Origin of the sequence: Pseudomonas coronafaciens pv. oryzae str. 1_6, assembly GCF_000156995.2 — a bacterium.
Lineage (GTDB): Bacteria > Pseudomonadota > Gammaproteobacteria > Pseudomonadales > Pseudomonadaceae > Aquipseudomonas > Aquipseudomonas tremae.
The window spans coordinates 346701-358805 of the sequence record NZ_CP046035.1; the positions used below are offsets into that span (position 1 = coordinate 346701).

Consider the following 12105-nt stretch of genomic DNA (forward strand, 5'->3'; position numbering starts at 1 on the left):
TCGCTTGCGTGGCTGCAATTGTCTGGTACTATCCGCAGCCTATTTCCGTGCGGTATTCAACAATAGTGTTGGGTGGCGGCACGTTAGACTGAGGAAGTACCGATGAAAGCTAATATCCATCCAGTTTACGAAGCCATTGACGCGACCTGCAGCTGCGGCAATGTCATCAAAACCCGTTCCACGCTGACCGGCCCTTTGAGCCTGGACGTGTGCAACGAGTGCCACCCGTTCTACACCGGCAAGCAGAAGATGCTTGACGTTGGCGGCCGTGTTGACAAGTTCAAGTCCCGTTTCGGTGCGTTCGGCGCAACCAAGCCGAAGCAGGACTGATAGCAAGACTGGTTGCCCATTGGGCCTTTCCAGACTGCTTCAAAAGGCGCCCCTTGTGGGCGCCTTTTTTATATCCGCGATTTGGCTGTCCGGGGCTCAGGCCTTCTGCCCGGCGCCTGCTTCATTGCCTGTCGCGCAGGTGCAGCGCGTGATCGACGGCGATACGCTGCGCCTGACCGATGGTCGTAATGTGCGCATGATCGGCCTCAATACACCCGAAACCGGCAAAAAAGGCCGTTCTGCCGAGCCGTTTGCCGATGCGGCCAAGGCGCGCCTGCAAGCCTTGGTGGATGAAAGCGACGGGCGCGTCAGCCTGCGTGTCGGGCAGCAAAGCAAGGATCATTACGGCCGTACGCTGGCCAACGTCTATGGCCGTGACGGCAGTAATCTTGAAGCGCAGTTGCTCAGCGAAGGGCTGGGCTATCTGGTCGCCGTTGCGCCCAATGTGGCACTTGTCGATTGCCAGCAGGGTGTCGAGCGGCAGGCGCGTCAGGCCCGACGCGGTTTGTGGCGCAATTCGCCGGTGCAGCCTTCAGACAGAATCAGCAGCAGCGGCTTTGCCCTGGTATCGGGTAAGGTCAGACGCGTGCAGCGCAATGGCGGTGGTATCTGGATCGAGCTGCAGGGCTCGCTGGTACTGCGCGTTGCGCCCGGTCAGGTGCCAGGTTTCGATCGTGTGAAGCTCGAAAGCCTTAAAGGCAGAAAAGTCGAAGCGCGCGGCTGGGTTGTCGACCGTTCCAGGCGCGGAGGCCTGAAGGCCGGGCAAACGCGCTGGATGATGACACTGACTCATCCGGCCATGCTGAGCCAGCCCGAAGAATAGAAATTTCCGCAAAGTCGCCCTTCTTCTGATGGGCTGTCGGGTATTCGGTTTTCAGGTATGTAGGCGTAAAGTCTAACGCCACGCCCCTTGACAGCAGTGACTGGTCAGTCTTGTTAGGACTATGCATCTTGCGTATCCTCGGCGGTCCGTCTGTCCCACAGTAAAAAAGCGGAATCCAATACATGTCAGATTTGAAAACTGCCGCGCTCGAATACCATGCCAATCCTCGTCCGGGGAAGCTGAGCGTCGAACTCACCAAGCCGACCGCAACCGCTCGTGACCTGGCTCTGGCCTACAGCCCTGGCGTTGCTGAACCCGTGCGTGAAATTGCCCGTGACCCCGAGCTGGCTTACAAGTACACCGGCAAAGGTAACCTGGTAGCAGTTATTTCCGATGGCACCGCGATTCTGGGCCTCGGCGATCTGGGCCCACTGGCTTCCAAGCCGGTCATGGAAGGTAAAGGGGTTCTGTTCAAGCGTTTCGCCGGTATCGACGTTTTCGATATCGAAGTCGATTCCGAAAGCCCGCAGGCTTTCATCGACACCGTCAAGCGTATCTCCATTACGTTCGGTGGCATCAACCTGGAAGACATCAAGGCGCCTGAGTGCTTTGAAATCGAGAAGGCGCTGATCGAACAGTGCGACATTCCGGTCTTCCACGATGACCAGCACGGCACCGCAATCGTAACTGCTGCCGGCATGATCAACGCGCTGGAAATCGTCGGTAAAAGCCTGGATACCGCGAAGATCGTCTGCCTCGGCGCTGGCGCTGCTGCCATCTCGTGCATGAAGCTGCTGGTCAGCATGGGCGCGAAGATCGAAAACATCTTCATGGTTGACCGTACTGGCGTGATCCATTCCGGCCGTACCGACCTGAACCAGTACAAGGCTGTGTTCGCCCACGCCACCGAAAAGCGCTCGCTGACTGACGCACTGGATGGCGCTGATGTGTTCGTAGGCCTGTCCGGTCCTAATCTGCTGAGTGCTGAAAACCTCAAGTTGATGGCCAAGGACCCGATCGTGTTCGCTTGCTCGAACCCTGACCCGGAAATCTCCCCGGAACTGGCTCACGCTACCCGTAGCGACGTGATCATGGCGACCGGCCGTTCGGACTACCCGAACCAGGTCAACAACGTGCTGGGTTTCCCGTTCATCTTCCGTGGTGCTCTGGATGTTCGCGCCAAGCGCATCAACGAAGAGATGAAAATCGCCGCAGCCAATGCTCTGCGTGAACTGGCCAAGCTGCCGGTCCCACAGGAAGTCTGCGACGCTTACGGCGGCATCAAGCTGGAATTCGGTCGTGAGTACATCATCCCGAAACCAATGGACACCCGCCTGCTGGGCCTGATCGCCGATGCGGTCGCCAAGGCAGCCATCGAAAGCGGCGTTGCCACCCTGCCGTATCCAAAGCACTACCCGCTGACCAGCGTGGACGATGTGTTCAAGGGTTGATACCTGACCCAATAAAAAACCCCTGCAGCGATGCAGGGGTTTTTTTATGCCTGCGAAGTGGACACAGAGCATGGGCACGATAGTGCCTGCTTAAAGACTATCGTTCCTCACGCTCCAGCGTGGGAATGCCTTTGGTGACGCTCCGCGTCACACGGCTGTGGATCAGAACAAATCGATCGGCGCTGACTCGTCTGCGGGCAGTGGGCTGCCGGGTGCGCTGCTGCCGCCCATTTCGTTGACGCTAGGCGGCGTGTCTTCGCTTTTGAACAGCTCGAAGAACGCATTCGGTGTGCTTGGCGTAGCGGCACGTCCGCTCAACGGATCGACACGCAGGCTAAGGATACCGTCCGGTTGCGCTTGCTGATGCGGAGGCTTGTCCTTGAGCGCAGCGCTCATGTAGTCCATCCAGATCGGCAGTGAGACGGTACCGCCAAATTCATGACGGCCAAGACTTTCAGGCTGATCAAAACCGCTCCAGACCGTTGTCACGTAGTCAGAGTTGTAGCCAGAGAACCACGCATCCTTGGAGTCGTTGGTCGTACCGGTCTTGCCCGCGATGTCCGGACGATTCATTGCCAGGGCGCGACGGCCGGTGCCGCGCTTGATCACATCCTGCAGCATGCTGTTAAGGATATAGGTCGTGCGGCCATCCACAATACGCTCTGCAAAGGCCGGCGCTTGCGGTTCGGCAGGCGTGCCCGGTGCCGTGGTCGCGACGCTTGGGCTGTCGTGTACGGCAAAGGTCGATGTGTCGGGCGCAGTCTTGACGTCGTTGGCCGGAACGCTGGGCGGGTTGGCGACAAACAGCGTCTGACCGTCACGGTTCTCGATGGTCTGGATCAGATAAGGGCTGATCTTGTAGCCACCGTTGGCGAACGTGGCCCAGCCAGTGGCGATCTCCATCGGCGTCAGTGTGGCTGTACCCAGTGCCAGCGAAAGGTTACGCGGCAGGTCCTGCTTGGCGAACCCGAAGCGGGTGATGTAATCGATAGTACTGTCGATACCCAGCGCCTGAAGCAGGCGGATCGAAACCAGGTTGCGCGACTTGTACAGCGCTTCGCGCAGGCGAATTGGCCCGAGGAACGTATTGGTGTCGTTCTTCGGACGCCACACCTTGTCCAGGTACTCGTCGACAAACACGATAGGGGCATCGTTCACCAGGCTTGATGCGGTGTAGCCGTTATCAAGCGCGGCGCTGTAAATGAACGGTTTGAAGCTGGAACCCGGCTGGCGCTTGGCCTGCATGGCCCGGTTGTAGTTGCTTTGCTCGAAAGCAAAACCGCCGACCAACGCACGAATGGCGCCGTTTTGCGGATCAAGCGAGACCAGGGCGCTTTGCGCGACGGGAATTTGACTGAATTTCAGCGAGCCATCGTCCTGGCGCAGCAAGCGAACCAGGTCACCGACCTTCGCAACATCGCCTGGCTGCTTTGGATTTGCACCCAGGCTGTTGGTGTTCAGATAAGGGCGCGCCCACTTCATGGTGGCCCAATCGACAGTCTCTTCCTTCTCGCCATTGCGGGTCAGAACGCGCAGCCCGGTCTTGTCGACCTGGGTCACGATGGCGGGTTCGAGGCCGTTGATAGTCCGTTGCTTGGTCAGCTCCTGTACCCAGTTAGCTCGGGTCATGGCCGGGAAGCGGCTTTCCGGACCTCGGTAGCCGTGGCGCTGGTCGTAGTCGATCAAGCCCTGCTGGATAGCCTTGTTGGCATGTTCCTGAAGGTCGCTCGGCACCGTGGTTGTGACGCGGAAACCCTCTGTATACGCGGCGCTGCCGTAGCGGCCGACCATTTCTGCGCGCGCCATTTCAGCAATGTACGGGGCGTTCACTTCAGGTGTCGGCACGTGATAGCTGGCATTGAGCGGTTCGCTCAAGGCGGCTTGATAAGCGCTTTGGTCGATCTTGCCCAAACGGAACATGCGCCCGAGGATCCAGTCACGACGTTCCTTGGCGCGGGTCGGGTTGGCCAGTGGGTTGAAGCGCGACGGCGCCTTGGGCAACCCGGCAATCATGGCCATTTGCGCAAGGCTTACATCGCGAATCGATTTGCCATAGTAGACTTGCGCCGCGGCCTCGATGCCATAGGCCCGGTTACCCAGATAAATCTTGTTGACGTACAGCTCGAGAATCTCGTCTTTGGTGAGTTGGCGCTCGATTTGCAAGGCCAGAAGAATCTCGGTGGTTTTCCGTGAAAAGCTTCGTTCGCTGGTCAGGAAAAAGTTTTTCGCGACCTGCATGGTGATGGTGCTGCCGCCTGATTGAATGTGGCCGCTTTTCACCAGCTGAGTGGCAGCGCGCATCAGGCTGCCAGGATCGACGCCGTAGTGGTTGGCGAAATTGTCGTCTTCGGCCGACAGCAGGGCATTGATGAAATTGGGCGGGATTTCCGCGAAGCGAATCGGCGTGCGACGCATTTCACCGAATTCGGCAATCAGCTTGCCGTCGCTGCTGAACACGCGCAGGGGAATTTGCAGTTGAATGCTTCGCAGCGCTTCAACGGAGGGCAGGGTCGGGCTCAGGTAAAGAAACGCGCCGCTCAAGCCAAGCAACAGCGAGCAGAATACCGCGACGAGGGACCACCAGAAAAACTTCAGCAGGCGTATCAAGGCTTTTGGATTTCCAGAAAAAATAATGGGTTAAGCGCAGGCGTTTACAAATGAACACGCCTTGAAGCTTTGTTAAACGAAAAAAACGCTGGGCATTATAAGCATTTTTCGTCCCCGAGCGTGATTTGCGCTACTGTCAAGGCTGTCGACAGTGACGTTGACCCGAAATAACTCCGTAAGTGACGGAAACTCAATAGGAATCAGGTTGTGTTCGAACTCTTCAAGAAGAAGGCCAACACCCTTCTAGGGATCGATATTAGCTCCACCTCGGTAAAACTCCTGGAATTGAGTCGTTCCGGCACTCGTTACAAGGTCGAGTCTTACGCAGTCGAGCCGTTGCCGGCCAACGCTGTGGTCGAAAAAAATATTGCCGAACTCGAAGGGGTGGGTCAGGCGCTGTCTCGCGTGCTTGCCAAGGCAAAGACCAGCGTCAAGATTGTGGCGGTGGCCGTTGCCGGGTCCGCCGTTATTACCAAGACCATCGAGATGGACGCCGGTCTTTCCGACGACGACATGGAAAACCAGCTCAAGCTTGAAGCTGATCAGTACATTCCCTATCCGCTTGAAGAAGTCGCCATCGATTTTGAGGTGCAGGGCTATTCGGTCCGCAACCCGGAACGCGTCGAGGTCCTTCTGGCGGCCTGCCGCAAGGAAAACGTCGAAGTGCGCGAGGCTGCGCTGGCGCTGGCCGGTCTGACCGCGCGTGTCGTAGATGTCGAAGCCTATGCGCTGGAGCGTTCGTTCGGCCTGCTGGCCGCGCAACTGGGCAACGGTCATGACGAGCTTACCGTGGCGGTGGTTGATATCGGCGCCACGATGACCACCTTGAGCGTGCTGCACCATGGCCGGATCATCTATACCCGCGAGCAACTGTTCGGTGGTCGCCAACTGACTGACGAAATTCAGCGCCGTTACGGGCTCTCGATGGAGGAAGCCGGGCTTGCCAAAAAGCAGGGCGGGCTGCCCGACGACTACGTCAGCGAAGTGCTGGACCCGTTCAAGGATGCATTGGTGCAGCAGGTTTCCCGTTCTCTGCAGTTCTTTTTTGCGGCAGGTCAATACAACTCAGTGGATCACATCATGCTGGCAGGCGGCACGGCTTCAATCTCCGGGCTGGAGCATCTTATTCAGCGGCGCATTGGTACGCCGACTATGGTGGCCAACCCGTTTGCCGACATGGCTTTGAGCGCCAAGGTCAATGCTGGCGCCCTGGCGAGTGATGCGCCTGCCTTGATGATCGCGTGCGGTCTGGCGTTGAGGAGCTTCGACTGATGGCACGGATCAACCTTTTACCGTGGCGTGAAGAGCTTCGCGAAGAGCGAAAGAAGCGCTTTTTGACGGCGCTGGTCGGTGTGCTGGTGGTGTCTGTCAGCATTCTGTTTCTGGTCGACCGCTACGTCAGCAATGCCATCGAGCATCAGATGGCGCGCAATGCATTCCTGCAGACCCAGATCGCGCAACTGGATATCCGCATCAAGGAGATCAGCGACCTGAAGGCGCGTCGCAAGCAACTGCTTGAGCGCATGAAGATCATTCAGGACCTGCAAGGCAACCGGCCGATCACCGGGCGTGTATTCGACCAGCTGGCCCGCACCTTGCCCGATGGCGTCTACTACTCGCAGGTCAAGATGGCCAGCAAGCTGATTTCCATCAGCGGTGCAGCAGAGTCCAATAACCGGGTTTCGGACCTGATGCGCAACCTTGAAGCCTCCGAATGGCTTGAAGCGCCGAGCCTGACCGAGGTCAAGGCGACGACGGCGGGTGCCGTGGATCAGGCCAATATCTTCCAGCTGACTGTGCGCCAGACGCAGCCACCGGTTGTCGCTGCCGAAGGAGCCAAGCCATGAACATCTCCGAATGGATGGAAGGGCTGCGCAAGGTCGACCTGAGCGAGCTGGAACTGAACAACACCGGCTCCTGGCCTGCGGCGGTCAAGGTCATTGCAGGCGTACTGGTCGCAGTATTGATTTTCGCACTGGGCTACTTCTTCTTTATTCAAGACTTGGAGACCCAGCTGGAAGCCGCTCAGACCAGCGAGATAACGCTCAAGGATCAATTTTCCAACAAGGCATTTCAGGCCGCCAACCTGGAGCCCTACAAGAAACAGATGGAAGAAATGGAAAACACCTTCGGTGCGCTGCTGAGGCAATTGCCCAGCGACACCGAAGTGCCGGGTTTGCTCGAGGACATCACGCGGACCGGGCTGGGAAGCGGCCTTGAGTTCGAGGAAATCAAGCTGCTGCCCGAGGCCGTCCAGCAGTTCTACATCGAGCTGCCGATACAGATCACCGTGGTCGGTGGTTATCACGACCTGGCGACTTTCGTCAGCGGCGTTGCCAGCCTGCCACGCATCGTCACGCTGCATGACTTCGAGATCAAACCGGTCGATCCGAAAGTCCCGGGCAAATTGCGCATGAGCATTCTGGCCAAGACTTACCGCTACAACGATGAAGGGCTGAAAAAATGAAGGCGGCGCGATTGTTGTGCGTCAGTGTGATTTTTGCGGGGCTGGCCGGTTGCGGCAATGACAATGACTTTGCTGATCTGACCGGCTTCATGGATCAGGCTCGGGCGCGTCCGAGTGGCACCATCGAGCCCCTGCCCAAGTTTCGCCCCTACGAAGCGTTCACTTACAACGCATCGGCCCTGCGCAGCCCGTTCCAGCCGCCGGTGAAGATTGACCTGCTCAATCGCCAGAAGGGCACGCGGCTGGTGGCGCCGGATGAGCATAGGGTCAAGCAGTTTCTGGAAGGCTTCAACATCGAGTCGTTCGAAATGGTCGGCACGATAGGCAATGAATCAGGCACCTTTGCCCTGTTGCGCGGCGCTGGTGGTGTACATCGCGTCAAGGTGGGCGATTACCTGGGGCGCAATAACGGTCGGGTTGTGTCGATCGGCGACGCGCAGGTAGATGTCATCGAAATAGTTCCTGATGGAGAGGGGGCCTGGCTGGAAAGGCCGCGCAGTATTTCCCTCAAAGAACGCTCATGAAGTGGGCAAGGCCAAGTATGCACAGTAGCGCTCAACGGAAATTGATCATGACCCGGATTTTCTCGATTATCGGCGTGTCGTTATGCATCGCGATGCTTTCGCCGGTTCTCCAGGCTGCCAACCTCAAGACCCTGGATGTGGCTGCCCTGCCGGGCGATCGCATCGAGCTCAAGCTGTCATTCGATGCGCCCGTGCCTGCGCCTCGTGGCTACACTACCGCGCAACCGGCTCGCATCGCGCTGGACCTTCCGGGCGTGACCAGCCAGTTATCGACCAAAAGTCGAGAACTGGGCACCGGCAATGCACGCAGTGTGGTCGTGGTGCAGGCCCAGGATCGCACGCGGGTGATCATCAACCTGACGACGCTGTCGCCTTACAGCTCGCGGGTCGACGGCAACAACCTGTTCGTGGTCATCGGGCAAGGAGCATCTGCCGCGCAGGCCTCTCAGCCAACCACCGCCATGGGCGCGCAGAGAGTGGCTGTGCCGCCGCCCACTCCGGCTTCCGCCAGGCCTTACGTGCCTGCCGGCGCCAAGGCGATCAGGAATATCGACTTCCAGCGCGGCGAGTTGGGTGAAGGTAATGTGGTCATCGACCTGAGCAATGCCAGCATTGCCCCTGATATTCAGGAGCAGGGCGGCAAGATCCGCGTCGATTTCGCCAAGACCCTGCTGCCTGAACCGCTGCGTGTCCGCCTCGACGTCAAGGACTTCGCGACCCCCGTGCAGTTCGTCAGTGCTTCTACTTCTGGCGACAAGGCCAGCATCTTGATCGAGCCGTCGGGCGCTTTCGATTACTCGGCGTTCCAGACCGAAAACAAGCTGACGATCAGTGTGCGTCCGTTGACTAACGAGGACGTGGACCGCCGCGCCGCCGACAAGCCGGTGTACACCGGTGAGAAGCTGTCGCTGAATTTCCAGGACATCGATGTGCGTTCGGTGCTGCAACTGATTGCCGACTTCACCAACCTTAATCTGGTCGCCAGCGACACTGTCCAGGGTGGCATCACGCTGCGCCTGCAGAACGTGCCGTGGGATCAGGCACTGGATCTGGTGCTGAAAACCAAGGGGCTGGACAAGCGCAAGATCGGCAACGTCCTGCTGGTCGCGCCAGCTGACGAAATCGCCGCCCGCGAACGTCAGGAGCTGGAATCGCTCAAGCAGATCGCCGAACTGGCACCGCTGCGTCGTGAACTGCTGCAGGTCAACTACGCCAAGGCCGCCGATATCGCCAAGCTGTTCCAGTCGGTGACCAGCGCCGAGGCCAAGGCTGACGAGCGTGGCTCCATTACAGTGGACGACCGCACCAATAACATCATTGCCTATCAGACCCAGGACCGCCTGGACGAACTTCGCCGTATCGTTTCGCAACTGGACATTCCGGTGCGTCAGGTGATGATCGAGGCGCGCATCGTCGAGGCCAACGTCGATTACAACAAACAGTTGGGTGTGCGTTGGGGCGGCCGGACCAACCTGTCGGGTTCCAGCAAATGGAGCGCTGGCGGTCTGGACAATAACGGCGATGAGGCAGGCAATACCGGCAACAATCTGGGGCCCAACATTCCGTTTGTCGACCTGGGCGCTGCTAATGCGACGACAGGTATCGGCCTGGGCTTCGTGACCAACAACACGCTGCTGGACCTTGAGCTGAGCGCGATGGAAAAAACCGGCAACGGTGAAATCGTCTCCCAGCCCAAAGTGGTCACGTCCGACAAGGAAACTGCCAAGATCCTCAAGGGCACGGAAATCCCGTACCAGGAATCCAGTTCCAGCGGCGCAACCACCGTGAGCTTCAAGGAGGCATCCCTGTCGCTTGAAGTGACGCCGCAGATCACGCCCGATAACCGCATCATCATGGAGGTCAAGGTCACCAAGGATGAGCCGGACTACCTGAATGCGGTGCTTGGCGTTCCGCCTATCAAGAAAAACGAAGTCAACGCCAAAGTGCTGATTTCCGACGGCGAAACCATCGTCATTGGCGGCGTGTTCTCGAATACGCAAAGTAAAGTTGTCGATAAAGTGCCATTTCTCGGCGATGTACCGTATCTTGGCCGGCTTTTCAGGCGCGATGTGGTATCCGAGTCCAAATCCGAGCTGTTGGTATTTTTGACTCCGCGTATCATGAACAACCAGGCGATTTCTGTGAGTCGTTGATTTTGTGCGAAATTTAATACTTGTGGGGCCGATGGGTGCTGGCAAGAGCACCATCGGCCGCTTGCTTGCCAAAGAGTTGCGACTGCCGTTCAAGGATTCCGACAAGGAAATCGAGCTGCGTACGGGCGCCAATATCCCCTGGATCTTCGACAAGGAAGGCGAGCCGGGTTTTCGTGATCGCGAGCAGGCCATGATTGCCGAGTTGTGTGACGCCGATGGCGTGGTGCTGGCGACTGGCGGCGGTGCAGTGATGCGTAGCGAAAATCGTCAGGCCCTGCGCGCCGGTGGGCGTGTCGTCTACTTGCATGCGTCTATCGAACAGCAGGTCGGACGTACCGCACGTGATCGCAATCGCCCTTTGCTGCGTACTGCCGATCCGGCCCGTGTGCTGAGCGAGTTGCTCGCCATTCGGGACCCGTTGTATCGAGAAATTGCCGATCTGGTGATCGAAACCGATGAGCGGCCACCCCGAATGGTGGTTCTCGAGATACTCGGGCGTCTGGCAGAGCTTCCTCCCCGTTAAAGCGTAGACGAAAATGCGCTATCCTCGTCGACCATAAAAACAGCGACGGTGCATGGCCTGACGTCATGACCCGCTGAGCACACAACGGTGCAACCGGTAATCAATGTGGGGACACATGCAGACACTTAAGGTCGAGCTGGGCGAGCGTAGCTACCCGATTCACATAGGCGAAGGCCTGCTGGATCAGCCGGAATTACTGGCGCCGCACATCGTCGGGCGTCAGGTGGCCATTGTTTCCAACACGACAGTGGCGCCGCTTTATCTGGAGCGTCTGACCCGGACCCTGGCCGGTTACAACGTGCTTCCGATTGTTCTGCCTGATGGCGAGGCGTTCAAGAACTGGGAAACCCTGCAGACCATTTTTGATGCATTGCTCACGGCGCGTCACGATCGGCGCACCACCGTTATCGCTCTGGGGGGCGGGGTGATCGGTGACATGGCCGGCTTCGCTGCCGCCTGCTACCAGCGCGGCGTGAATTTCATCCAGATTCCGACCACCCTTTTGTCTCAGGTGGACTCCTCGGTCGGCGGCAAGACCGGCATCAACCACCCGCTGGGCAAGAACATGGTCGGTGCCTTTTATCAGCCAGGCGTCGTTATTATCGACACCACCTCGCTCAATACCCTGCCCGAGCGTGAGCTGTCCGCCGGGCTGGCAGAAGTCATCAAGTACGGCCTGATCTGCGACGAGCCTTTTCTGACCTGGCTCGAAGAGCACGTGGACGCCCTGCGCGGGCTGGATCAGGCGGCGCTTACCGTCGCCATCGAGCGCTCCTGCGCAGCCAAGGCACTGGTGGTCGGCGCCGACGAGCGCGAATCGGGTGTGCGTGCGACATTGAACCTGGGTCACACATTCGGTCACGCCATCGAGACGCATATGGGCTATGGTGTCTGGCTGCATGGCGAGGCGGTAGCGGCCGGTACGGTAATGGCGCTGGAAATGTCCTCGCGTCTGGGCTGGATCAGCACCCAGGAACGGGACCGTGGTATTCGCCTGTTTCAACGTGCCGGGTTGCCCGTCGTACCGCCGCAGGACATGACGGAAGATAATTTCCTCGAACACATGGCGATCGACAAGAAAGTCATCGACGGTCGCCTGCGTCTGGTGCTGTTGCGCCAGATGGGCGAAGCGGTTATCACGGACGATTATCCAAAAGAAGTATTACAGGCCACTCTGGTTGCGGACTATCGCGCCCTGGTGGATCAGCTTAGAGGTTAACGGAAACC

Annotated in this window: 11 protein-coding genes; 10 read left to right on the forward strand and 1 reads right to left on the reverse strand. The window is 58.5% G+C overall.

The genetic code is table 11. The features are described 5' to 3' along the window. The first annotated feature begins 102 nt into the window (after positions 1-102). From rpmE to POR16_RS01685, 3 genes are all read left to right on the forward strand, one after another. Entirely contained in the window at positions 103-330 is a 228-nt protein-coding gene (rpmE, locus tag POR16_RS01675) for a 50S ribosomal protein L31 (RefSeq protein WP_005888197.1), read from the forward strand. Positions 331-349: 19 nt separating this feature from the next. Beyond that, positions 350-1153: a thermonuclease family protein gene (locus tag POR16_RS01680; protein ID WP_162010083.1), complete on the forward strand. Its 804-nt coding sequence runs from the start codon at positions 350-352 to the stop codon at positions 1151-1153. A gap of 182 nt (positions 1154-1335) precedes the next feature. Further along, positions 1336-2604: a malic enzyme-like NAD(P)-binding protein gene (locus tag POR16_RS01685; protein WP_005888200.1), complete on the forward strand. Its 1269-nt coding sequence runs from the start codon at positions 1336-1338 to the stop codon at positions 2602-2604. Between the two features lie 162 nt (positions 2605-2766). Here POR16_RS01685 and POR16_RS01695 read toward each other — a convergent pair whose 3' ends face one another. After that, on the reverse strand, positions 2767-5208 hold the full coding sequence (locus POR16_RS01695) for a penicillin-binding protein 1A (RefSeq protein WP_371903650.1): 2442 nt from the start codon (positions 5206-5208) through the stop codon (positions 2767-2769). Between the two features lie 210 nt (positions 5209-5418). Here POR16_RS01695 and POR16_RS01700 point away from each other — a divergent pair, with 210 nt between their 5' ends. From POR16_RS01700 to aroB, 7 genes are all read left to right on the forward strand, one after another. After that, positions 5419-6483: a pilus assembly protein PilM gene (locus POR16_RS01700; protein WP_005888204.1), complete on the forward strand. Its 1065-nt coding sequence runs from the start codon at positions 5419-5421 to the stop codon at positions 6481-6483. After that, entirely contained in the window at positions 6483-7058 is a 576-nt protein-coding gene (locus POR16_RS01705) for a PilN domain-containing protein (RefSeq protein WP_005888206.1), read from the forward strand. Before POR16_RS01700 ends, POR16_RS01705 begins: the two co-directional genes overlap by 1 nt. Next, on the forward strand, positions 7055-7678 hold the full coding sequence (pilO, locus tag POR16_RS01710) for a type 4a pilus biogenesis protein PilO (protein ID WP_005888208.1): 624 nt from the start codon (positions 7055-7057) through the stop codon (positions 7676-7678). The genes POR16_RS01705 and pilO overlap by 4 nt, the downstream gene beginning before the upstream one ends. After that, entirely contained in the window at positions 7675-8202 is a 528-nt protein-coding gene (gene pilP, locus POR16_RS01715) for a type 4a pilus biogenesis lipoprotein PilP (protein ID WP_005888210.1), read from the forward strand. Before pilO ends, pilP begins: the two co-directional genes overlap by 4 nt. A 47-nt stretch (positions 8203-8249) precedes the next feature. Beyond that, positions 8250-10355 carry a type IV pilus secretin PilQ gene (locus tag POR16_RS01720; RefSeq protein WP_005888212.1) on the forward strand — a complete coding sequence of 702 codons (2106 nt, stop codon included), beginning with the start codon at positions 8250-8252 and terminating at the stop codon, positions 10353-10355. A 4-nt stretch (positions 10356-10359) separates the two neighbouring features. Next, the gene (aroK, locus tag POR16_RS01725; RefSeq protein ID WP_005888214.1) at positions 10360-10878 is read left to right on the forward strand and encodes a shikimate kinase AroK; all 519 of its coding nucleotides are present in this window, start codon (positions 10360-10362) and stop codon (positions 10876-10878) included. A gap of 115 nt (positions 10879-10993) precedes the next feature. Further along, positions 10994-12097 (forward strand): 3-dehydroquinate synthase, encoded by a 1104-nt coding sequence (gene aroB, locus POR16_RS01730; RefSeq protein WP_005888216.1) that lies wholly within the window; start codon positions 10994-10996, stop codon positions 12095-12097. Positions 12098-12105 lie beyond the last annotated feature (8 nt).

Coding starts and splice junctions, on each gene's coding strand:
- rpmE (WP_005888197.1), top strand. CDS start 103: ATGAAAGCTAATATCCATCCAGTTTACGAAGCCATTGACGCGACCTGC.
- pilO (WP_005888208.1), top strand. CDS start 7,055: ATGAACATCTCCGAATGGATGGAAGGGCTGCGCAAGGTCGACCTGAGC.
- POR16_RS01685 (WP_005888200.1), top strand. CDS start 1,336: ATGTCAGATTTGAAAACTGCCGCGCTCGAATACCATGCCAATCCTCGT.
- aroB (WP_005888216.1), top strand. CDS start 10,994: ATGCAGACACTTAAGGTCGAGCTGGGCGAGCGTAGCTACCCGATTCAC.
- pilP (WP_005888210.1), top strand. CDS start 7,675: ATGAAGGCGGCGCGATTGTTGTGCGTCAGTGTGATTTTTGCGGGGCTG.
- POR16_RS01720 (WP_005888212.1), top strand. CDS start 8,250: ATGACCCGGATTTTCTCGATTATCGGCGTGTCGTTATGCATCGCGATG.
- POR16_RS01705 (WP_005888206.1), top strand. CDS start 6,483: ATGGCACGGATCAACCTTTTACCGTGGCGTGAAGAGCTTCGCGAAGAG.